Annotated in this window: 18 protein-coding genes; 8 read left to right on the plus strand and 10 right to left on the minus strand. The window is 67.3% G+C overall.

The annotated features are described in order from the left end of the window. Positions 1-19: 19 nt before the first annotated feature. Positions 20-619, minus strand: a complete 600-nt coding sequence (locus tag Phou_RS07570) for a helix-turn-helix domain-containing protein (protein ID WP_173054786.1) — start codon at positions 617-619, stop codon at positions 20-22. 149 nt (positions 620-768) lie between these two features. Between Phou_RS07570 and Phou_RS07575 the strand changes: the two genes are divergently transcribed. From Phou_RS07575 to Phou_RS07585, 3 genes are all read left to right on the plus strand, one after another. Beyond that, positions 769-1122 carry a hypothetical protein gene (locus Phou_RS07575; protein WP_173054789.1) on the plus strand — a complete coding sequence of 118 codons (354 nt, stop codon included), beginning with the start codon at positions 769-771 and terminating at the stop codon, positions 1120-1122. Between the two features lie 282 nt (positions 1123-1404). Next, on the plus strand, positions 1405-2766 hold the full coding sequence (locus Phou_RS07580) for a hypothetical protein (RefSeq protein WP_173054791.1): 1362 nt from the start codon (positions 1405-1407) through the stop codon (positions 2764-2766). Positions 2767-3232: 466 nt separating this feature from the next. Next, positions 3233-4000, plus strand: coding sequence for a hypothetical protein (locus Phou_RS07585; RefSeq protein ID WP_173054793.1), 768 nt, complete (start codon positions 3233-3235; stop codon positions 3998-4000). Positions 4001-4301: 301 nt separating this feature from the next. Here the strand turns inward: Phou_RS07585 and Phou_RS07590 are convergent, their stop codons facing one another. After that, positions 4302-4649, minus strand: a complete 348-nt coding sequence (locus Phou_RS07590) for a histone-like nucleoid-structuring protein Lsr2 (RefSeq protein ID WP_173054794.1) — start codon at positions 4647-4649, stop codon at positions 4302-4304. Positions 4650-5111: 462 nt separating this feature from the next. Between Phou_RS07590 and Phou_RS07595 the strand changes: the two genes are divergently transcribed. Both Phou_RS07595 and Phou_RS07600 read left to right on the plus strand, forming a co-directional pair. After that, entirely contained in the window at positions 5112-5999 is an 888-nt protein-coding gene (locus Phou_RS07595) for a class I SAM-dependent methyltransferase (RefSeq protein WP_218578844.1), read from the plus strand. A 28-nt stretch (positions 6000-6027) separates the two neighbouring features. Then, entirely contained in the window at positions 6028-6555 is a 528-nt protein-coding gene (locus Phou_RS07600) for an oxidoreductase (protein ID WP_173054796.1), read from the plus strand. Between the two features lie 760 nt (positions 6556-7315). On the opposite strand, the gene Phou_RS07605 is transcribed toward Phou_RS07600, so the two are convergent. Together Phou_RS07605 and Phou_RS07610 are read right to left on the minus strand one after the other, a co-directional pair. Beyond that, a complete protein-coding gene (locus tag Phou_RS07605; protein ID WP_173054798.1) occupies positions 7316-8098 on the minus strand; it encodes a transposase family protein in 783 nt (260 codons plus the stop codon). 129 nt (positions 8099-8227) lie between these two features. Next, positions 8228-9163, minus strand: coding sequence for a hypothetical protein (locus Phou_RS07610; RefSeq protein WP_173054800.1), 936 nt, complete (start codon positions 9161-9163; stop codon positions 8228-8230). An 811-nt stretch (positions 9164-9974) separates the two neighbouring features. Here Phou_RS07610 and Phou_RS07615 point away from each other — a divergent pair. Continuing rightward, positions 9975-12206, plus strand: coding sequence for a tetratricopeptide repeat protein (locus tag Phou_RS07615; protein WP_173054802.1), 2232 nt, complete (start codon positions 9975-9977; stop codon positions 12204-12206). 468 nt (positions 12207-12674) lie between these two features. On the opposite strand, the gene Phou_RS07620 is transcribed toward Phou_RS07615, so the two are convergent. From Phou_RS07620 to Phou_RS54350, 5 genes are all read right to left on the minus strand, one after another. Then, a complete protein-coding gene (locus Phou_RS07620) occupies positions 12675-13472 on the minus strand; it encodes a response regulator transcription factor (RefSeq protein WP_246273738.1) in 798 nt (265 codons plus the stop codon). 293 nt (positions 13473-13765) lie between these two features. Next, positions 13766-14431, minus strand: a complete 666-nt coding sequence (locus tag Phou_RS07625) for an RNA polymerase sigma factor (RefSeq protein ID WP_308784421.1) — start codon at positions 14429-14431, stop codon at positions 13766-13768. 778 nt (positions 14432-15209) lie between these two features. Then, the gene (locus Phou_RS07630; protein WP_173054806.1) at positions 15210-16085 is read right to left on the minus strand and encodes an acyl-CoA dehydrogenase family protein; all 876 of its coding nucleotides are present in this window, start codon (positions 16083-16085) and stop codon (positions 15210-15212) included. Next, positions 16082-16249, minus strand: a complete 168-nt coding sequence (locus Phou_RS54345; RefSeq protein ID WP_281365009.1) for an LbetaH domain-containing protein — start codon at positions 16247-16249, stop codon at positions 16082-16084. The genes Phou_RS07630 and Phou_RS54345 overlap by 4 nt, the downstream gene beginning before the upstream one ends. Positions 16250-16290: 41 nt before the next feature. Then, a complete protein-coding gene (locus tag Phou_RS54350) occupies positions 16291-16764 on the minus strand; it encodes a hypothetical protein (protein WP_173054808.1) in 474 nt (157 codons plus the stop codon). Positions 16765-17060: 296 nt separating this feature from the next. Between Phou_RS54350 and Phou_RS07645 the strand changes: the two genes are divergently transcribed. Both Phou_RS07645 and Phou_RS07650 read left to right on the plus strand, forming a co-directional pair. Beyond that, on the plus strand, positions 17061-18953 hold the full coding sequence (locus tag Phou_RS07645) for a S8 family peptidase (RefSeq protein ID WP_281365062.1): 1893 nt from the start codon (positions 17061-17063) through the stop codon (positions 18951-18953). Beyond that, complete coding sequence (locus Phou_RS07650; protein ID WP_173054812.1) at positions 18953-22420, plus strand: TIR domain-containing protein; 3468 nt, start codon at positions 18953-18955, stop codon at positions 22418-22420. The genes Phou_RS07645 and Phou_RS07650 overlap by 1 nt, the downstream gene beginning before the upstream one ends. Positions 22421-22507: 87 nt before the next feature. Here Phou_RS07650 and Phou_RS07655 read toward each other — a convergent pair whose 3' ends face one another. After that, the gene (locus tag Phou_RS07655) at positions 22508-23410 is read right to left on the minus strand and encodes a ClpX C4-type zinc finger protein (protein WP_173054814.1); all 903 of its coding nucleotides are present in this window, start codon (positions 23408-23410) and stop codon (positions 22508-22510) included. Positions 23411-23550 lie beyond the last annotated feature (140 nt).

Raw genomic sequence — 23550 nt, forward strand, 5'->3', positions numbered from 1 at the left:
TCCTCGCTCGTTGGACGCACTACAGCCAGCCTCGCGCCTGAGCCTTGATCAGGGCATCGGTCCGGTTGTCCGCGCCCAGACGCGTATACAGCCCGCGCAGTAGCCGGAACATCATCCGTTCCGAATATCCGGCGTCAACGGCCAACCTGCCCACAGTCATACCCTGAGCAAGGCCCCGCAGCCAATCACGCTCCTGTGACGAGGGCTGGTCGACAGGCGGCTTTTCCACCGGGTCAATCAGCGCTCGCAGGACCTCCACCGGAACGAGGCTCTGCCCCCGCACGGCCGCACTGAACGCCTCACGAAGCGAGGACGGGCTAACGTCACGCGCAATCACACACGCCGCCCCTGCCCGCAGCGCACGTACGGACGCGTCCACCGACAACTGGTCGAGAAGCGCGACCACGACGACATCCGCCGTGGCACGGTGCAGCGCATCCAGCAGGTTCCAGTCCGCATCGGAACGGACGGTGATGACGATCGCCTTCCTCTCCTCGTCGCGGATCCAGGCGAGCAGGTCCTCGGGCGCCTCCGGTTCGTAGCCAGCCTCACGCAGGATCGCCATTACGCCCCGGCGGAACACCGGTAGAGGGTCGGCGACGGCGATCCGCACCTGCATGAACCCATGACCTCCAGACCATCGGACGAACTGCCTGCCGATCCTTGCCGACGGCCAGCCGATCGCGCCACCACGTCAACCAACGGCAGGACTCCGCCATCCCAATGGCGTCATGGACCTGTACGCTTTCGATCACCTAGCGTGAATGTATGTCGACTCCCGGTGATGCCTACGATCCGCCACTGCCCCGTACCGGCGCGCCGGATTTCCACTTCACCGCGGCCGGAATGTTCGGCACCGCGGAACAGATCGCCGACCACGTCGATGCCTGCATGGACTACGTCGCCCAGGTATGCGGCGGCATGACGAACAGCGTTGCCGCGGTAGAGGCCGTTGCCGCCGAGCTTCAGAAGACCTCGTTGGGCACCGAGAACAGCGACCTCGATGCGGCCCAGAGCGCACTGTCGGCGAGTGGGCTCCACATGCGACAAGCCCACGCGGCGGCACTCATGGCCTACGAGCGGGGAACGACCTACGCCAAGACCCTACGCGGCCAGAGATGACTACAGTCGTTACCACACAGTCGCCGGGCGCAGCGACGGCGACACCTCTTCGGCATCCCGATGGGACCCCAGTCGCCATCCTCGTCGGGCGCGGTGGCCGGGCGCAGCCACCGCGTTGACGGTGCCGCCGGCGAGCCGCTCCATGTTCAGCCGCCCTCTCCGTCGTCGAATCGAGCGGCGTCGTAGTTGCCATCCTCGCCCGGCACGGTGGCCGGGCGCAGCACCGCAGCAGAGCCCCGTAGCGAGCCCAGAACGAGTAGAGGTTAATGAGAGCATCGTGCCATGCCGCATGATTACGGTATCTTCGCCGGTTCGGGCTCGGGGCACTCAGGGTTAGACACCGATACCATCCCTCTCGGTGAACGCGCTCTTCGTGGCGTCCTTGACCACGTGATCGCTGTCGGAGACGAGGCTGAGTCGACCTACCTCGAGGTCAAGAGCACTCTCGACATGAACGGCAAGGCCGCCGCAGCCAAGATCGCGAAGTTCCTTCTGGGCGCAGCCAATCGGCGTCCGCACGAAGCCGCCAGGCACTTCCGTGGGTACGCGGTGCTGGTGATCGGTGCGCAGAAGGACGGCGCATCAGGCGTACCACGCGGGGCGGAGGCACACGAACTCGAAGATCGTCTTCGTGCCTACCTCGGGCCGCAGTTCCCGGCGTTCGAGTTCGGAAGGATCGGTGTAGACGCCGAGCACGAGGTGCTGTTCGTTATCGCACAGCCACCGCAGGAAGGGCAGACGATCTTCGCGTGCCACAAGAGCTTTCAGGGAGACGACCGCCGCGACAACCTGGAAGACGGCGCGATCTACGTACGGGGCACCAGCAACACCAGGCCGGCTCGCTCCGGAGAGGTCCAGGCACTCGTCGAACGAGCGCGCGGTGGCAGGAAGCCGCCGATCGCACTTGAGGTGGAAGTGCTTGGCCCGATCAGCCGAGTTGACCGTGTGGAAGAGGTTCTGGAGAGTCTCCGCGGTTACGAAGAAGAGCAGTTCGGCAAAGAACCAGCCTTCGCGAAGGACGCGTTCGCGGCAACGTCGATTCGGCTGGCCTCGAGCGTCTTCGGCGGCACAGCGCACCTGACCACAGAAGACCGTGAGCGTGCATTAGCCACATGGCGAAGAGGGAAAGCCCAGCATATCGCGAGAGGCCGCGAGCACTTCTTGGGCGTCGCGCTCACAGGTGTTTGCGTTCGCGTCGTCAGCCGGGACAGGTTCGTCGCCAAGCCGCACCTCATCGTGACCTTCCACGGCTGCGAGCTGCTCGACTACCACGACCCTGATGACGCGGACTACACGACGGCGGTCGAACCCATTCTTCCCGAAAGTCACGCGCTCGGAGCATCCATCGACTTCGCCGCCCTGCGAGCCCACTCCCACAATTACCCCGTGGCATGGCGCAATCGCGGCGACGACGCCGAAGTCGTGCTGACACCGGAGTCGTTTCGTCCGAACGTGCCCTGGACGAGCGACCAAGACGACTACGTGATCGTCACGAGGGATCCCCAGACCACCTCGGTCGACATCACTTGGGTACTCACCGAGGACGGCAATGATGAGGTGACCAGTGGCGCTCTCGAGCTGCCGACCGACGAACTCATCGACGCAGCCGACCTATTTAGCTCGGCGTTCCTCAGGGAAGACTGACGCGGCGGATCCAGTGTCAGTCCGCCGCGAATGGGGGCGCGTGTCGGCGAGAGCAGGTCCGCCATTCAAGATCAGGTGCTCGCTCTTCGGCATGAGCGGGTGCCACGGACGCTTCGTGTCATCGAGTGTTGCGGTGCCATACGGGGCGGCGGCCCTCGATGCAGGCTGGCGAACTGACAGCCGGCGGGTGTCGTTCGTGAGACTTGCCTCCTGATCTTGGACACCTCACGCTCGGACCGTTGAGGTCGGGGCGGATGCGGCGCACACGCTGTCCGCAGGAATTGTGCTGCGCCGATTCATTCTGTTGGCAGGGACTTGCGGATCGACGTCTTGGAGAACCCCCTTGAGCGCGGATCAGGGTCTTGGCGGCGGAGCTCCCGACCACACTGGCGCCGGCGGCACGAGGCCACCAGCGCGGCGGAGGGTGTCGCAGAGACGGGCCGCGTTTCTGAGCGCTGCGTTCGCCGTGTTCGGTGCGATCGCGAGCGTTGCCCAGTTGGTCTCCTCAACGTGGCGGACGCTGCTCGTGACGCTGCTCATCGTCCTGGCGGTCGGGCTGGTTGTGTTCGGCGTTTGGTGGACGACCAGCCGCGGGCGGCAGATCGCCTCTGTGTCGTTTCGCCTGCTCGCGGCCTTGATAGTGGGGGCGCTTCTGCTGGGCGCGGGTGGCACCGCAGGAGCCCGGTGGATCCTCGACAGCCGAACCGTCAGGTCGCAATCCGGCCCAGGCACGGGTACGCCCTGGCCGCCCACCGCGGGACCGCAAAGCCAGACACCTGCATCGACTGCACCGACGTCCACGGCACCGTCGATGTCGCCGACATCGACGCCCGAGCCGCCGACGTCGTCACCTTCGACAGCCCTTTCTGCCACCGTCGGGTCGCCAGCGCCGTTGAAGATCTGCTCTGGCTTGTTCCGGGCGGAGGTGAGGATCGAGCCGACGCAGGAGGCGTTCGATGTTGTGGCGTCCTACGGCTGCCGCGCACCAGACAACGACCATCCCTGGGTCTTCGTGCGGCTCAGCGGCGTCGGTGAACACGAGACGACGAACTACTACGCCCTCGAAGAGTTCACCGGCCAGCCAAGCCCGTACAGGTTCCACAGCAAGCCGGTAGACCGAAACCCGTCCAAGTGTTACCTCGTCGTCGTGTTCAACGGGGCCAACCCGACCAAGAAGGAGTTCGTCGACCGGCTACCGAGCAACGCGCGACAGGCCTCGTCCTGCATGCAGTAGTCGACCATCTCGGCCTACAGCCGCCACTCGCACCGAGCAGGGACAACGAACAGCAGCCGCTACTCTGGCGGCTCGCGTGACCACATCGCACGGCCACAATGATGATCTTGCCGGCGACGGGACGGCGACGGCGACCGTGGACAGACAAGGGTGCGGGCCCTGGCCTTACTCCTGGAGGCCGGGGCCCGCGTCGAACTGCCGCCGTCGATCAGGTACGAGCCGAGCGCCCCCTCATGCACCCACAGAGAATGGCGGCGCCGGCGCACGTTTCCGGCGGCGGATCTCATCCACACCTAGCGACCTAGCGGTTAGCCGCCCAAAACTCCTCCACGATGGCGGCGGGGATCCTGCCACGCTCGGACAGTTCTTTGCCCTGCTTGGCAGCCCACTCCCGGATGGCCCTGTTCTCCCCGCGGCCACCGGCCCGACGGCCAGCAACCGTTTCACGGCGCCCGTGACCAGACAACGTCGACCGGCCCAAACGGGTGCCGGCGTCCTGATAGGCAGACAGCAGCGAGCGGAGCTTGCTCGCGTTACGGCCCGACAGATCGATGGAGTAGTCAACCCCGTCGATACCGAACCTGACCGTCTCTTCGGCAGCCTTACCGTCGATGTCATCAATCAAAGTCTCGATAACCTGACGCGCCACGACACAAACCTCCACACACAACGGTTTCCGCGAACACTACCCCGATCTGGTCCTCCCTATCACCAATAGCAGCAGCCCACGATCGGTGCCGGATCGGCACGCCTGCGATGGCGCACCCGGCCGCTTCGGACACGAACTGGCCGCCCGAACTCGGCTCGGTCAACCCTCGCGCAACCGCCACATGACCATCACGACCGCCACACACGCGGCCCAAGGCTCGACGTGCCGTGGCCCGTCGTATGGACGGCAGCCGCCCTCACGACTACCCCATCGGCGGCACAACCACAGCCCCGCACCCGCCTCGCGGCCCAGGACCCCACCGCCTTGATCGCGTGGGATGAGGAGTTCGCCACCGGCAAGAGCTCGACGACGCGGCGCTGACGTTCAGATCACGGCGACGCGCTGAACATTCTCCCGCGTCCGGCCTGCTACTCATCGAGGTAGCGCCGCTACAGTGCCCGGATGCCGATCGTGGAGATCTCGGATCTGATCGTCCGTCATGACACCGCTACAGGTGCGAGGCTGCCGGTACGCCGTGACGACGTGGTCTCCGTCTTGCATGCGGCCGGTGATTGGCGCGGAGCCCGGATCGCGGCATCGCTACCGCACCATAACGGAGTGCTTGACGAGTCCGCGGTCGGACGCCTGCTCGTGCGTACGCACACCGAACTGCAGCGTCTGAATGAGGAGTTGCGGATCGCCGAGCAGTTGGCCGAGGTGTTGGGGCCGCTGCTGGCCGCGGTGGTCCGCGATGGTGAGCGGCCACGGGTCGTCGATGTCGGCTGCGGTATCGGATACGCCATCCGTTGGCTCGCGGTCACCGGCATTCTCGGCGACGTGGAACTGTGCGGCGTCGACGTCAACGCCGCGCTCGTAGCCGAGGCGAACCGGCTGGCCGTCGCCGAAGGGCTGTCATGTCAGTTCGTGCACGGTGACGCCTTCGCGCTGCCCAGCGCGGCCACCGTCTACATCTCCACCGGTCTGCTGCATCACCTGCACGACGGTGACCTCGGCGCGTTCTTCCGGGCACAGGCCGACTCCGGCGCCCAGGCATACTGCCATTTCGACATCGCCGCGACCCGGCTGGCGCCGCTGGGCGCCTGGATGTTCCACCGCGCGCGGATGCGCGAACCGCTAGGCCGCCACGACGGGGTCGCCTCCGCCCGCCGCGCCCATACCGATCATGAACTGCTGACCGCCGCCCGGTCCGCACCCGACCTCATGCCACTGCTGTATCGACCGCTGCGCCACAGCAACCCGTTCTGCGCATCGGTCCGGCCCATCCTCGGCATACGCCCCAGTACCTCCCGGCATTGCGAACCGCGCTCGGCAAATCCGCGCGTCACCTGACCACACAAAGCCAACCCACCCGCCGGCCATGGTGAGCGCAGCCATCACGGTACCCGCGACACTCGCGTCAATCGCGCTGATCGACGCGGCGCTCGCCGGGTTCCGCGCGGCGACCGGACGCAACGGACGCATCCGCAAACACGGCTACTACCTCGCCGCGATACGACGCGGACTCATCGCCGGCACGGCGGTGCTGACCTGCCTTGCCCTCGTCCTCACCATCGTCCTGGCCACCGCACCAGATCCGTCGACCCGGTACACCGATCTCACCCACGCCGGCATCACCATGCTCTGGATCATCGGCCCCTACACCGCTATCGCCCTGGCATCCCTGGCCGGCTACGCCGTCCTACCCCGACGCCCAGCCACGTTCCTCATCCTGCTCGGCCTCGGCCCGTTGACGCTCATCCGCCCACTCGTAACCATCGCCGCCGGGCTCGCCGCAGCATCGACGGCACCCAACCCACCAACCGCCGCCTGCGCGATACTAGCCGCAACCAGCGTGCTCACCGTCGAACCCTGGCTACACCAACGCTGGTACACCAAACCCGCATGACACCGACCGCAGCCGAAACAGCGACTCCCGACCACCGGCACCAACTACATCCGCGCGAAAAAACTCGCCGACGAACACCCCTTCGATCCAAGGCCCGGCCGAACCGACCAGCCCAGCCACCCGCGCAGCGACCCCCTCCGGACGCTGACAACCGAAGAGCCTGGGCTCGGCAAACGGGCCTCCCCGCCATCCGTCCCTTGCCACGCCGCCACGCAGCGTGCCACGGCTCAGGCCAACATCGCGGCGCCGCCAACAGCGGTGAGAGAAGACGCCCAGCGCGCCAAACGCTCGGAAACGGCCAGCTCAAAGAGCCCGGGCCGCCACCGCAGCGCACTATCGGCGGCAAATCCGTGCAGGCGATCCTCTGCTATCCGTCCGAGCGAAGGATGGTTGCCGCTTTCACGACTTCGGTCGGCGCTGCGGATCTCGAGGTCCCTTCACCGCCATGCAGGACACCACCCGCAGCTCCAACCACGCTCACAGAGCTCGTGGCCACGACGAAACGCGCACCATGAGCCTGGGACGGCGGCCAGGACAGCTTCGGGTCGTGACGTACCCGGTTCCGGGGCGGGTACCCGACGCCGCCGCTGGCGGGGCGGGTCTATTTGTAGGCGTTGCTCGGCATGGCGTTGTTCGGGCAACTCGACTCCTCGACGGTCGCAGCACAGGCTGCCGAAGGCCGACGTCGCGGGTTCGTGCCTGGCCGCAAGGGCGCCCGCGCGAGTCCGGTGCGGCGGACTGCGGAGCTACTGAGCCATTTTCATCGTGGGTAGCGGTCGTCTTCGGTGTGTTGGAGGACGAGGATCGCTCGGACGATGGCGGTGGCGCGGTGCGGGCTGCAGTGCAGTTTGGCCAGCACTTTCCAGGTCTTGAGGGTGGCTACCGCACGTTCGCCGAGGGCGCGGATCTTGGCGTGTTGCCGGTTGACCGACCTTTGCCGCTTGGACAGCCGCGGCCGCTTCGGCTGTCGTTTGAACGGCGTCCAGATGGTGCCGCCAGCGCCTTGGTACGCCTTGTCCGCGAACGTCATCACCTCGCCGCTGGTCAGGGCGTCGATCAGGCCGTGGGTACGGGCGGCGGTCAGGTCGTGGACCGCGCCGGGCAACGCGGGTGATGCCCATACGAGCCGGCCGGCTGGGTCGGCCAGGATCTGCACGTTCACGCCGTGCCGTTTGTGCTTTCCCGAGTAGTAAGGCCGCTGGTCGGCAACCCGGTCGATCGGGATCAGCGTGCCGTCGATGATCGCGTAAGCCAGCCGCCTGGCGCGGACGGCCGCCTGGGTAAGGTCCGGGGCAATGGCGGCGAGCAGGTCGATCGCCTCGCGTAGGTACCGCCACACGGTGCTGACCGATACCGCGAACCCAACCGCTAACCGGGCGAGCGTGTCGCCGTTGCGTAGGTGGGCGAGCGTCATCAGCGCCTGCTCGTGTGCTGGCAGCCGCCGCCAACGGCCGCCCAGCTCGACGCGTCGGGCTCGGATCAGCTCGGCAAGGCGCGTCAGGCTGCGTGTGGACAACGGGATGGTGGCAACATACGTGAGCAACGAGACTCCTGGACAGGGCTGTCGTTCTTGGTCGACTGCTGTCCTACCGGGAGTCTCGTCCTATGTGGAGCACCGACACACCCTCGCTGACCAGGACCCGAGGTGGCCCACCCCCGCGATGAAAATGGCTCACTGCAACAGGAACATATGTTTCGGGGCGCGCGTTGCAAGGTCCGGAACAACCGTTTTGAGCAATTCCGTCGCGAGACTGAGGCATTCGTGAGCGGTTTCGGCGCTCGGCTCCGCGCCTTGATGAAGCAGTGCGTTGCGCTCTTCCCTTACCTGGTCGAGCCGATCCTTGACGCCAGCCGGCAGGAGCACACGCTGGTCCAATTTCCTCATGACTTCGCTGACCGCGGCCCGCGCTCTGACGTTTAGGTGGTGCTCGGCCGCCAGTTTGTGCAGCCGAGATTCGCAGATCTGCCACAACGCGTCGAGCGCTGTGCTGAAGTCCTGCGTGCCAAGCGCGTCCTGCCCCTGGTTCAGGCGGGCGAAGTCAACCAGCGCGTCCCTTGCCACAACGACGTCGAGCCAGTCGAGCGCGGCCTCGGCGACAGCAAGAGGCAATGCGTCGTTGATACGCATGCCGTCGGCCGGGCCGATAAGTGACGGCTCCGACCGGCCCTGCCCAACCCACCACCCGTCCGTGCCGTCCTCGCTGGGCTCGTAGCGGTACAGGTCGCTGCTGCGTACTCGCAGGACCGGGGGTGATTGGTTGTCATGGTGCATCGCCGCGCAGTGCAAGAGCGCTATGTGAGCATTGACGAGCCGCAGCCGTTGGACGAGGGCGGGCAGTTCAGCCGCGGCGGCCTGGCCGACGGTGCGGTACCAGCCCCCGCCGTAGTTGGGCATGCCAGGCGGCCAGCCGCGCACGTTGTAGACGGTGAACCCTCGTTGCTGCATCGTCACATTGACACCGCAGACCAGCTTCCGATCGACGACCACGCGCTGCCACAAGCTCGGAGTATTGGCCCCGACCTGTCCGGCGACGCCATAGTCAGCCGGTCGATCACCGATCCAGCCCATCGGCAAGACCTGCTCATAGATTCCAAACTCGTGCGTCACAACCTGATCGTTGTCCGGCTCAGTTCAAGACTCAACAGACTTTCGTTCGATGCAGGCGCCTCGGCTCCTGCCGATCAACCCGACGTGGCCGGTCCGGGGCAGCAAGTCCAACGTCACCGCCACACATCCGCATCTGACCACCGAGCGTGCACAGCGGACTCGATGTGGGACGTGTACTTCGTAGTACGAGCCCGCAGTGTATCTGCTTCATCCCAACGCAGCGCGGGGCTGACCAGCACAAACGCGAAGAAGGGTGACCCAAGACACAGCCACTCCCCCGCCGGCCGCACCTTCACGCCGAACGCGCCGGCACGAACGATCAACACTCGTCCACGAGACAACACGGTGCCACACCGGACCGCGACGAGTTCCTGCCGGCGTCAAATCTGGGCCGCTTCGTCACACTTTGTAGCGAGCGGATCGCGGCAGTTGAGTGCGCGTTGCTACACCGGGTCTGGTAGCGACTATTCAGGATGCCGTTCGTACATCACGCGCACGACAGTCCCGTCCGTCGTCTCGTACAGCTACCGGTTTGGCCTGCGGCCTCGGGCACCCCGGTGTGCCTGTTGTCGGGACAACAAGATCATGGCACGTGGCCGCTGGGCATCGACAGCCAGTTACGGGCGTTCGCCCTGCTGCAGAGCGCGTTGTCTGCGGCAGAGGATGTGCAATGGTGCAACTCGGTCGGCTACCGGCCCGTCAAAAGCCCTTGCGCCGAATTGTCTGCCATGTCCGCTGGTAGCAGCCGATTTGCGCTTGAGTGAACAATAGGTTGATGCGTCTGGGGCGAAGCTCGCGTTGGATTCGATCTTTGATCGTGCTCGCGGCTGTTCTCGTTGTTACGGCAGTTGGCCTTTGGATCTTTGTGCCCCAGTTAGAGCGCGCCAGCCAGTTGATGGGCATCGTCGGTGGATTCGCCGGGTTACTCGCCCTCGTGGTGGAACTGCTGCAATTGCGGGCCGAGAGCGTTCCGGTCAGGAGAGGTTCGGCCGTCCTCTTTGATCTTGTCGATTACGCCGTTCCGGTAGACGCCGCGCTGGACCAGATTCGCCTCGGCGTCAAACCCGCTGTCGGCTCCAGGTTGGGGGCCGCGTCCGCGCTACCAACCTACGTCGAGCGCGATTTTGACGGCGATCTGAGGTGGCTCATCGCCCAGGGTGGCTTCGTGTGCCTCCATGGACCGGCTGCTTCGGGCAAGACCCGCAGTGCCGTGGAGGCGGTTCGCAGCCTCCGTCGGGGCCATCGGCTATTTGCGCCGGACGGCCCCGCAGCGTTGCGCACCTTCGCTGAGGTCCGTCCTTCGAATGCCGTGGTGTGGCTCGACGACCTCGAACGCTTCTTGGGCCCGGGCGGCCTGGACACGCCGCTTTTCCAGCGTCTGTGCTCACCTTCCCACCACGATGTGGTAGTAATCGCCACAATCCGCGACGCCGAGCTCAGCCGACGCGCGGAGGTTCCGCGGTTGCGGGACCACGACGCTCCAGAGGCCGCGGACATGGGAGCTCGGCTACTGGCGCAGATCGACCGGCGTCGGTTGATTGCCGTTTCGTCGCATCTGACCGAGGCGGAACGCGACCGGGCACGATCGGTCGCCGACGACGCCGTGCGCGACGCGCTCGGCGGAGAGTACGGATTCGGCGAGAGCCTGGCGGCCGGGCCGGCCCTGTTGGAGCGCTGGTCGTTCGGCGAGGGCGCGCTATTCGAAGTCGGACGGGCCGTGATCAGCGCCGCCGTCGACTGCCGGCGGGCGGGTTGGGTCGACCCGGTGCCCTCGTCGGTACTCGAAGCCCTGCACAGTGGGTACCTTCACCAATCCTGGCGGAAACGCGGCGACCTTCCGAGTCTCGACGCCGCGCTGGAGTGGGCCTCCCGGCCTGTAATGGGCGCGAGCTCCTGCCTGCTGCCCCTGGTCGGGCGTACCTACCAGGCGTCCGACTACCTGCACGATCGGACTGCTGTCGGCGATGGGCCTATCGGCTCAGCCCAGGTGCCAGACGAGGTCTGGCGTGTCCTGTCCGAGGTCGCCGATGACGATCAGCTGGTGCGCATCGGACTGGCGGCGGACCAGGCTCAACGGCCCGATATCGGCGAGCGCACCTGGCGCATCGGCGCGGACCGAGGCCATCCATGGGCGATGATGAAGCTTGGTATGCGGCTCGCCAGCATCGGGCGTGTGGACGAGGGTGAGCAGTGGCTGCGGCGTTCGGTGGACGCCGGTTGTACGCCTACGTTAGGTCCGCTCGGCTACCTGCTAATGAGCCGTGGGGAGACAGGCGAGGCCGAGCTATTGCTGCGGCAGGGAGCGGCCGCAGGTGACGTCGGGTCGATGACCACTCTGGCGCTGCTGCAGCGCCGTACCGGGGCCGACAGCGAAGCGGAGCACTGGCTGCGGCAGGCCGCGAACACAGGTTACCCGATGGCTATGGTGCGGCTCGCCTCGTTGCTCAGCGAGCGCGATGCGGTCGACGAAGCCGCTCAGTGGGCGAAACGTGCCTCCGACGCCGGCGACCCTGAAGGTCTCACGATGCTTGCCATCTCGCAGCGGGAACCCGATCGGGCAGAGCCGCTGTTACGCCGCGCCGCCGACACTGGACAGGCGCGCGCGTCCCTGGGGTTGGCTGCCATCTACGCCGACCGCGGCGAATTCCCTCGCGCCGAGCGGATCGCGCGCAAGGTGGCTGACACCGGAGATGTGATGGGGATGTGGATGTTGCACCGCCTGCTACTGCACCGTGGAGAGACCGCGGAGGCTGAGCGGTGGCTGCAACGGGCCGCGCAGTACGATCCGGCCGCTATGACCGCCCTAGGGCGACGATTTGGCGACCAAGGCGACTTTCATCATGCTGAGGTGTGGATGCGGCGTGCGGCCGATGCCCAGTACGGTACCGCGATGGTATTTCTCAGTGCCATTCTAATCAGCCTGGGGAAAATTGAAGAAGCCGATCAGTGGCTTCGGCGCGCGGAATCGGCCGGTATTCCGGACGCCACCAGCTTGTTCGCGACGTATCGCAAGGCGGTATCAAAACCGACCGACCGCCAATGACGGAGTTCGCTTTACCGCCACCCGCCGACGACACCGCGGATGCCGCCGACCGTCACGTAGCACTCGTGAGTGATCAGCAAATGGCGTCGGCCGCGTGCACTGTTACCCGCCCAATATCCGGCACACCGGATTGACAACGGAGGTGCACGCTCATCGGCATGAGAGTGCGTTCTCGGGTGATCCTTTCTTGGGTGGGTCCCAGGGCGGACGGCCTGGTAGGCATGCGGTAGTTCCTGCGTGTTCGCAACAGCGCCTGCTTCCATGAGGCTGGGCGGCTGGCGGGGTTGTGGTCCGCCGATGAGGTCGCAGGCGTGCGAAGGCGGCGCAGCCGTGTTTGCGGATGGGGCGACTACGCCGCCATGTCCAATGCTACGACGCGAGACGAGATCGCTTCTCTGTCAGCGCAACTCCGATAGTAGGGACGCTCGACGGTCTGACGATGTGGTCCGGTAAGGCTTGTGGACCTTGTCAGGCGACTAGGCCCGCACGAAAACCGGCGGCCACCGCGTGGGCGCGGTCGCGAGCGCCCAGCTTGCGAAATAGGCGCCGGATGTGGGTCTTGATCGTATCTTCAGAGACGAAGAGTTCGCGGCCGATCTCGGCGTTGCTCTTGCCGTCGGCCATGCCGCGCAGCACTTGCATCTCGCGTTCCGTGAGCGTCATGCGCCTCGCCACTACCTCGGGCCGGTCGCCGGCGCGTGGGCCGACCCGCCAACTTGGGCCGGTGTTGGGTTCGGCATTGGGTGGGCGGCCAGGCCCGCCTGGGCCGACGTCGACGTGGTCACCGCGCTGTACCGGCACCAACGAGGGCGGTTGGGTGCGGGAGAGCGGCGGGGTGGACTGGCCGGCGGCGATCGCGATGGCTCCGCTGGTCCGGGAGATTGCTGGCTCCGGGACAGTTGGTTGGGCCGGTGTGGGCAGGCAGAGCAGCAGCGCCTTGGCGACGATGCTCACCAGGTCGTGATCACCACCGCCGCGGAGCACGCCACGCGCACCGGCGGCGATCGCGGCGGCCGCCACACGCGGGTCTTCGGCGCCGAAGAGGATGAGCACCGCCCTGGGCGCCCGCGCTAGGGCCCGCCGGGTGAAGCCGACGCTGTCCCGCCTGGTGAGGGCGGTATCGGCGAGGATTATGTCGGCGGGGCGCTCGGCCAGCCGGAGCAAGGCCTCGGTCTCGGACACGGCGGTACGCACGATACTGCTCATCCCGAGACGGGCGGCGGCGGATGCGACGGTCTGCGCCGCGAGCGGCGTCCGGACACACACTAGGACGGTACGGAGACTGGACTGCTGAGCGTCCTGCCGGCGGAGTGGGTTGGCGTCTGAGGTCGGTTCGGCCGCCGTGACGCTTCTCGCTGCCTGGTCGACGCTGGGCGCCGTGTCCGGCTCGGAGATCGCATCTGTTTGCAGGTCGCTGATGGTCATGCCTGCCGGGGTGCTTGATGTCCCCGCCCGCCGCAGCACGTCGGCGAGGCCGACCTCAACGTCAAAGTCGATCGGGTCCGCGTTCGCTTCGTATGCCCGCCGCAGGAGGTCCCGGGCGGCGTCGTCCTCGGTAGTCACGACAGCTCGCCTCCTTCATGGCTGCGGGTTGACCCGGCCTGGACGTATGGGCTGAGAACCTTGCGTATGCGTTGGATGTGCGTGCGGACGGTCGACGAAGCGATACCAAGCGTGCGCGCGATCTCGGCGGCGGTGCAACCATCCATCAGGTACATGTTGGCCACGGCCCGCATGACAGGCGCCATGCCCTCGACGATCGTGCGTACCGTCTGGAGGATCGCGATCTCATCTTCGACCTGGGTGAAGCCGGTGTCCTCGGTGCCGAATGTGTGATCCCCGTCTAAAGACGCGACCGGCTGATGACTTCGATACCAGTCGATCGCCTTGCGAGCTGCGATCCCTTTGAGGTAACGAACGTTTTCTTCGGCTGTTCGATCCCTCCGAGTGGGCCATATTTTCCACATCGCGAGGTAGGAGTCCTGGGTCACGTCCTTCGCAGCTTCGGGCTGTTTGGGCATGTTTCGACGAACGCTTCGTAACGTCTCAATCGCGGTTTGTCTATAGAAGGCCGCAAAAGTCTCGGCGTCTGGGTTATGTCCCCGCCGTCGCGACCTTCCTGCTGCACAGGAGTCATGCTGCCGGCTCGCCTTGGCCCGTGTCCGTTGACGCTGTCGTCGGATTGCCGACAACGATTCGGATCTCAGCGTCGCCGTCCTTCTCAAGGATATATGTGCCCGGAGGGACCTTGCCTGCTAGTCGCTCAACCGATGCATGACGGTTCCGACTGCGATAGAGAGCTACAAGATCGCGCACGACGGCGATCGCCAAGGCGGCGGTGGTAGCGGCCAAACCCCATCCGGCGGACATCGGCACCTCCTGTATGCGTTCTGTTGCTACTCGGCTTCTGGGCAGGAGGCGTCTACACGATTGCAAGATCGGTTTGCTGTGCTCGTTTGTCCGGTTCGGGCGGGCCGCGGGGTTGATGAACAGCGAAACGACCGGCTTCGGGTCTCAGCCTTTTCGACGCGTCGACGGAATAACGCCGAAAAGCCCAAAACACCAATGCTGGGCTTTTGTCTCAGACTAAGACATTCCGCGCGCAGATGGGGGCGGGAGTGCTGCCGACGCCCAGCGGTCGAGTTCGACGACGCGGCGGGGAATGTGGATCCCCGCCGAAGATCGGTGCACTCTCGTGTCGCCGTCCGTGCGGGTCGGCTGATCGTGCGGATCGGCGAGCTCGGCCATCCGGCTGGAGTATGCGGACGACACCCTGCGCTCCGTGACCCTGCAGCGCTCAAGCCTCGGGCCAACGACTGGTGTCGATCCGCTCAAACAGGGCACGGAGGGTCTCGAGCTCTTCCGCGTCACAGAACGCGTAGTGCTTGGGGCGGTGGCGTCGACGGGGCCGTTGCTGCCCACAGGATGTACTCGCACTCGGCTTTGAAGCCGCCCATAAGTGGCATTTTATGATGCGCGCGTAGAGCCGTCTCATCGTGGGAGTCACGCACCTGGAAGCGGCGCTTCCTCGGCCAGCCGCCAGCCGTAGCGCCGGCGTGGTGTAGTGCGAGGGCGCTGGGCCTCAAAGTCGATGAGGAACTGGCGCAGCTCACGGATCGTGGATGGCGGCAGGCCAGCCGGCACAGCCGTGGCGACCAGGAGCTGCTCGCGCTCGCCGGGCTGCCACGGAGCGCCGTCGGTGGCGGCGACAGCGGCTGGGTCGACCGGCACGTCGTGCGGCCGCAGCACACCCCAGGACCAGCCGCCCAGCCCGAACGGCTCGATCACTTCCCGCTCCAGCCCGCGGTCGCCGGCGTCGACGACCGCCGCGGTGATCCGGCCATCCGGGTCGCGGAGGAACACGACGAACCCGGCGGATTCGACCAGCCGGGAGACCCAGCACTTTTCCCCGCTGACCCTCCACCGGCCGTCGCGGTGCAGCCTCGCTCGGGTGGTGATCTCCTGGACCCGGGAACCGCCGTGCCGTTCGGTCGCGGCAATGCCCACCAGGTCGCCACGGACAAACCGTGCCCGCCAGGTCGCAGCGGTCGTCTCGGTGGCGTCGGCGAGAATCATCGCGCCGTGGCCAGGTCCGGTGGCGTCGCGCAGGTCCAGGTCGTGGAACCCGGCGCAGAACTGGGCGAGGGTCTGCCAGACCAGCCCGCTGGGACCAGAAGCCGTGTGGTGGCCGTGTCCGGCCAAGCGGCGACGCAGATCCAGCAGCCACCGCGTGCGCGCCGGCCGGTCGCCGACCTGTGGCGCGCCGCTAACCTGTTCCGCGAGATGCTCGGCCAGCCGCCGCAAGCGATCCCACGCCGCGTGGTCCAGCTCCGGGGTGCTGGAGCGCAACGGCTCCAGCCACGCAAGGGCGGTGGTCATGGTGTCACCTGGCCATGCTGGCGTGCCGGTACCCCATAGACGATCGCGTCCGGGGCGACGTCGCGGGTGACCACCGAGCCGGCGCCGACCAGCGCCCGCGTCCCGATCCTGATCCCGGCGAGTAGGACGGCGCCGGAGCCGACCTTACAGCCGTACTCGAACACCGGTGGATCGAGAGGCTGCTCGTTGTCCGGGTCACGCCAGATCAGCTGCTTGTCGTTGACGGTACGGACCCGGCGCCAAGGAAAACCTTGTCCGCCACGATCGTGTCCGCGGTCAAATGCGAACCCGGGGAGCAGCGCACTCCGTCACCGATGCAGGCGCCGCGCTCCACAGTGAGGTTCGCGGCAAGCTGCGTGCCCGAGCCGACGACCACGTTGGTGCGCAGCAGCGTGTTATGCCCAATCGTGGAATCCTCACCAACCTGGACGTCGGCGTAGAGGGCGGCGCCGGCCCGGACGACCGCGCCTGCCCCGATCGTGGTGGTGTCGCCGACGCCCTGGTAGACCTGCCCCATCGCATACCCGTACTCCGGCTCGCCGACGATCACCCGGTGGCCGAGCTTGACGTCGCCACTGACCCGGGCGCCGCCGTGGATCACCGCGAACGCACCCACGGTGACCCGGGCGCCCAGCACGATGTGCCGCAGGGTGCCGAGCATGTCGGCCGGCACGAACACGGCGCTCGGGTGGAGGCGGGCATTATCGCCAATCGCCAGCAGACCCGCCCGGACCAGGTCCGTCGCGGTAACGGCTGGCGGATCAGCACGCCGTGCAGCCGGACCTCAGCGGCGGCTGGCCCCTCGCTGATCGTGGTGAATGAACTCGTATTTCCCGGGCGGACGTCACCGTTGCGTTCCAGTCGCTGGTTCTCTCCGGGGCTGTCGTTGATCCGACGGCTTTTCCTGGTCCGCCTCCCTAGCGTTGGCGCATGAGGATGGCCGGTGCGCGGATGGTGTGTGTCTTCTTCGCCGCGATGCTCGCGGTTCCCGCTGCGGCGGCGCCTGCCTCCGCGGCGTCGGCGCCGGGGTTTGTGGCGGCGATTCGTAACGCTGTGCCGGACAGCTATGTCGTGGTCCTGAAGCCGTCGTCGCCCGGTGCGGCTGAGGCGACGCGAGCTCGGTTGATGGCGCGATTCCCGGGCACGGTTACCTACGTCTACCGGGCGGTGCTGGAGGGCTTCGCGGTGCGGATGGCGGAGGCCCGTGCCCGCGAGTTGAGCCGTGACCCAGCCGTGCGCCTCGTCGTGCAGGACATCGTGGGCGGCGCGGACATCGTCCAGAGCAGTCCGCCGTCGTGGGGTCTGGACCGTGTCGATCAGCGTGCCCGGCCGCTCAACTACAAGTACGCCTACTGGGCTGGTGGCACTGGCGTGCACGCGTACGTGCTGGACACCGGGATCAGGCGGACGCACGTCGACTTCGGCGGTCGAGCCTCGGTCGCGGCGGATTTCGTCGGGGACGGCCGCAACGGCGCGGACTGTACCGGGCATGGCACGCACGTGGCTGGCACGCTCGGCGGGACGACGTACGGCGTGGCCAAGACCGTGACGATCCACGCGGTGCGGGTCCTGGACTGCAACGGCAAGGCGCCGCCGTCGCGGGTCGCGGCGGGTCTGGACTGGGTGCGGTTGCACGCTCAGCGTCCCGCGGTGGTAAACCTGAGCGCGGGGTGGGATCCGCGCGACTATCCCGACTCGATCGCCACGTTGGTGATCGACACGGCGGTGCGCAACCTGATCGCGGCGGGCATTCAGATCGTGGCGTCCGCGGGAAACAACAACGACGACGCCTGCCACAAGACGCCGGCCGCGATTCCCGCGGTGATCACCGTGGCGAACTCGGACGTCACCGACACGCGATCCGGCACGTCGAACTTCGGGCCGTGCGTTGACCTGTTCGCGCCGGGGACGAACATCACGTCAGCGGTCTGGACCAGTGACACGGCTTCCGGCCTCGGCAGTGGTACGTCGATGGCGGCACCGCACGTCGCCGGAGCCGTCGCCAAGTACCTGCAGCAGAATCCGACCGCCACGCCGGCCACGGTCGCCAACGCCATCGTGAGCCGGGCGAGCACCGGCGTTATCGCCAACGCCGGTGCCGGCACGCCCAACCGGCTACTTTTCGCCGACCTGCCGACCAGCGGCCAGCAGATCGTGACGGCGTCGTCAACGGGCCAACCTCGTACCGGCTGGGACACCGTCGCCCGCTGTCCAGCCGGGACGGTCGTTACCGGCGGCGGCTACATCGGTGACGGCAACCCGTACCACGACATCGACACCTCCGCTCCGTACCAGTTTCAGCAGGGCTGGATCGTGCACGTGAGCAACGGGACAGCCGAGGCCCGTACCGTCTACGCCTTCGCCGTGTGCGCCAACACTCCCGGGCAGCGGACAGTGAGCTTCACCTTCACCATCGCGCCGGGCGGGCAAGGCGGAGCGGCCGCGGTCTGTCCGGTGGGGTCGGTGGTCACCGGCGGCGGCTACCGCGTCGACGCGTTCGCGGAGCGGGTCGTCTACTCCGGACCCGGTGCCGCACCGGAGTCCTGGCAGGTGCATGCGGCCAACGACGACCCGTTCGCCTGTCCCGTCACCGTCTTCGCGGTGTGCGCCAACATGCCGGGGCAGCAGGTGATCACGCGTTCGTTCACGGTGCAACCGTACGAGGGTTGGGACACCTTCGCCGTGTGTCCTTCGGGGACGGTCGTTACCGGCGGCGGGTCCTCCCGCTCCAGCGGCACGACCGCGGATGCCTTCCAACTCTTCTACACCGACTCGCGTCCGAGCCCTCAAGGCTGGTACGTGCATGCCACGAACCTCGGGCCGTCGGTCAGGACCGTCGGTTCCATCGCCGTGTGTGCCGCGGCGTGATGGAGGCCGTGTTCCGGTACGACGCTTTCATCTCGTACAGCCACGCCGCGGATGACCTGCTGGCACCGGCCATCCATCGGGCACTGCACCAGATCGCCCGGCCCCGCTACCGGATCCGGGCGCTGCGCGTCTACCGCGACAAGACGACCTTGGAGATCACCGCGTCGCTCTGGCCGACGATCGAACGGGCCTTGGCCGACTCCCGCTACCTGATCCTGCTCGCCTCACCGGACGCGGCCGCCTCGCCATGGGTCACGAAAGAGGTGCAGTGGTGGCTGGATCACCGGTCCATCGACACGTTGCTGATCGCGGTGACCGATGGGCAGTTCGCCTGGGACGCGGCCGGCGGCGATTTCGACTGGGACGCCACCACCGCGCTGCCTACGATCCTGGCCGGCCGGTTTCCACATGAGCCACTGTGCGCCGACTTCCGGTTTGCCCGCACCACGGACCAGCTGTCTCAGCGCCACGGTCACTTTCGCACGGAGGCGGTGCGGTTGGCGTCGGCGGTGCACGGCCGCCCGATGGACGACCTCGAAAGCGAGGACATCCGCCTGGACCGCGCCAGAAGGCGGCGCAGGCGCGTCGTGCGTTTCATCCTCGCCATGCTCACGGTCACGGTCACGGTACTCGGCGGGGTGGCCTGGGTGCAGAGAGACTCGGCGCGACGCAACGCCAATCTGGCCTACGACCGGCTCGCCAGCCTTCTGGCGTCGCAGAGCACCACCTCAACGGCCAGCCTTCGTGATCCGCAGCGGGCCCTGCTGCTCGCCCTCACCGCCGCGGACATGCGTGCGACCGAGGCGACCCGCACCGCCCTGTACGAGGCACTGCAGGCCCAGCCCTACCTGGACCGTATCCTCACCGGCCACTCCGCCGACAAGTTCTTCTCCTCCTCGCCCTCGGCCTCGTCCGGCATCAGCGACCTGGAGTACGACAAGGAAACGGGCGACCTCTTCTCGGCCGGCGACGACGGCAAGATCATCCGGTGGAAGCCGGCCACCGGACGCCGGCAGGTGCTCGGCACCCCGCACTACCTCAACCGGGGGGGTATCCAGGATCTCGCGCTCAGCCGCGACGGTGCCCGCCTGGCCTCCACCGGGGTGGGAAACAGTGCTGTGTGGGACCTGGCCACCGGCATGCCTTCCCTCGGCCCAGGCGGGCGCCTCGACGGACAACTCGTTGCCTTCGACGCCAGCGGCCGGCTCGGTTTGTTGACCTGCCCGACGTCCTGCGTGTCGGGCGGCGTCGAGTTCACTGTGTGGGATCCGGCCACCTGGCGACGCGTCTGGTCGCTGCGGTATCCCCGGTACGTCATGGCGACCACGATGAGCGGGACAGTCCTGGCCGGAAGCGGTTGCCTGCAAGACGGGGCGATCGGAAACGACACCTGCGCGCAAGGGTTCATCCAGCTGTGGGACACCAGCACCGGCAAGGCCATCGGCGGTCCGCTCGTCGCCGGCGGCAAGGAGATCATGGCGGTCGACTTCAGCGCGGACGGCTCCCGGATACTCGCCGGCACCCGCGGCGGCCAGATCCAGCTATGGGACGTCGCCAACCGTCGCCTGTCGGCGTCCTGGCAGGGCCATCGAGGGATGGTCCGCGCCGTCCGGTTCAGCCCGGACGGCGCACACGTCGCCACCGCCGGCCAAGACGGTCGTGCCACCGTGTGGAACGCCAGCGACCTCCGCGCCAGGCCGCGCACGTTCTCGGCGTACGACTCCCCGGTCACGGCGTTGGCGTTCAGCCCCGACGGCCAGCAACTCGCGACCGGCAACCAGCTCAACGTCATCACGCTCTGGTCGCTCGGTATCGACACGCACACCGGCTCGTCGTTTCACGTCGCGGACTCCGAGCCGCGCAGTGTCGCCGTCAGCCCGGACGGCAAGAACATCGTCCTCGGCGGCGGGGACGGCATCGTCACCGTCGTCGACCGGCAGACCCGCCAAACCACCAAGCGGTTCGCGGTGGCACCGGTGTGCCCGCACAGCCTCGAGCAATTCAAAGGCCCCTACCACCCGTGCTACCTCAACGTCCTCAAATTCAGCCCCGACGGCCGGGTCCTGCTGGCCGCCTCCTCGTCCGGAAACATCGCCCGATGGGACACCAGCACGTGGACCGCCCTCGGCGACCCTTTGGACGCCGCCGTCCCGTGCCGATCCCTGATCTGTGACGGGCGAACGTTGACCGCCAAGGGTCTCGCGTTCAGCCCCGACCTCGGCACCGTCGCCGTGGGCGCCAACGGGCAGATCTGGGTGTGGGACCTCAACGCCCGCAAGCTGCGACACACACTCCCGGCACACGACGACGTGACCACTCTCGCGGTCAGCTCCGACGGGCAACTACTCGCCGCCGGCGGCAAGGACAAGACCATCCTGCTGTGGGACCTGCGCGACGGGCACCGCGTCGGCGATCCGATGCGGCACGAAGGCGAAATCACCGCCCTGGCATTTCAGCCCAAGCACCATCGCCTGGCCTCGAACGGCACCGACAACACCGTGCGCCTCTGGAACACCGACGCCCAGCGGCAGGTCGCCGCGCTCCGCAACGACAGCGCCAACTACGAGCCCGGCCTGGCGTTCAGCCCCGATGGAACCTACCTCGCGACGACCACGACCAACTACCGCCTCGCACTCTGGGACGCCGCGACCCTGGCCGCCTTCCCCCGCTTCACGGAACCGGCCAGCATCATGGCGATCACCTTCGACCCGGTCCGGCCGGAGCTGATATCGGTGGCGAAGGGAAGCGGCTCCCACGCACCCACGAGCGTCACCACCCGCGGCTACGACCTGGCCGAGTGGCAACACCGCGCCTGTCACATCGTGCCGCGCAACCTGGACTACCACCTGATCGAGACGTACACGCTCGGCAAGACTCAGGTCTGTCCCGACGTCGCGGTCGACGGATCCGTTGTCCGGCACTGGCTCGACGTCGCACAGTCCCGCCTCAACACCAAAGACGCGTCCGGCACCTCGTCGGCCTACCGGGAAGCGACCCGACTGGCCCGCCTCGACGACAACGACGACCCCGAACTCGCCAACCTCGTCTGCTTGCACGGCGCGGTCAGCCGCTACCCACGGGAGGTGCTACCCGCCTGCGACCACGCGGTAGCGCTGTCCCCAGACTCCGGCCCCATCCGCAACAGCCGCGCCATCGCCCGGTCCCTAGCCGGCGACCGGACCGGCGCCGTCGCGGACCTCGAATTCTTCCTCGACTGGGCAAACAACTCCGGCCTGTTCAACCCCACCACCATCCGCTTCAGCGTCGGGACACTGGACGACCAAGCGGTGCCGAAACGCCAGGCCTGGATCGCCGAGCTACGCCGCGACGCCAACCCTTTCACCGCCACCGAGCTCGCCGCCGCATGGATGGAATACCTTCAAGACCAGGGCGGCAACACCTACCAGACCTGCCCGGTCGAGGTCGGTGGCCGGGTCGAATGGGTCCAACGCCCCACCGGATGCTGAGCCGCTTGCACGCCAACCACCGTCGTTGACCTACGCCCCGGCGCCGCCCGATGCTGGCGGCCCGACCGTCCTTGAGCCGGTGCCGGATCAACTCGGTCTAGCCTGGGCCGTCTGCTCGCTGGCTTGGCGGGCGGCGAGGATTTCGGTCGCGAGGGCGACGCAGGGGCGGCAGATGGCAATGCCGGGCCCGTTGACGAGTTGGTCGGGTGTGCTGGGTCGTCCGCAGAATGAGCAGGCGTGGCCGGTTGACCGGCGTTTCCACCAGCGGGCCGGGCGGGTGAGGTTGACGCTGATGTGACATTGCAGCTCGCGTTTGATGGCGGCGATGTCGACGTGCAGTTCGTTGAGGACGCGGCGGGCGCGGCCGCCGGGGTCCAGCGCGAGCGCGGCGAGCAGGTGTTCGGTGCGAACCTCGGGTGGGGTGGTGCCGGTGGTGTTGGCGGCGGCGTGCTGCGCGGCGATGTCGAGGGCGCAGGTCGCCTCGGTCGACATCCGTGGGGTGTTGTCGCTGGGCGTGGGGGTGGGTGGGCCGAACAGGTTGTGTGCCGCGGTGCGGATCTGTTCGGCGTGAACGCCGAGGCGTTCGAGGATGGCCGCGGCGACGCCTTCGGTGAGCAGGCCCGCGAGCAAGTGGTGGGTGCCGATCTCGTCGGTGCCGTGGGCGCGGGCTTCCTGAGCGGCCTGGTCGAGGCAGGCTTGCAGCCGGGGTGCGGGGTGGGCGGCGAACGGCATGGCGACGGCCGGCGTGGGGGTGAAGCGTTGCCGGGCGGCCTGTTTGGTGACACCGAGGCGGGCGCCGATGTCGGTCCATGACATGCCGGAGCCACGGGCGTGCGCGACGAAGTGGTCCAAGAGCCGGTCGGCGTCGGCGGCGTGCTCGGCGCTGACCGCGGCGGCGGCGTCGAGCAGCGCAGCCGGTTCCGCGGTGGCCGCCCGCTGCTGAACCTCCGCGACGAGCTGGTCGAAGCCCTCGGGCCGGTCGATGGCCATGCGACAAAGTTATGTTGTCGCGCCGACCCGTGACAAGGTTATGTTGTCGCACTGTTCGATGGCGGAGGTCTAGGGTGAGCGGCGTGGGAGCCGACGTGCTCGTTCTCGACACCGAAGATCCGCTCGCGGTCGCGGCGGTG

Origin of the sequence: Phytohabitans houttuyneae (assembly GCF_011764425.1) — a bacterium.
GTDB lineage: Bacteria > Actinomycetota > Actinomycetes > Mycobacteriales > Micromonosporaceae > Phytohabitans > Phytohabitans houttuyneae.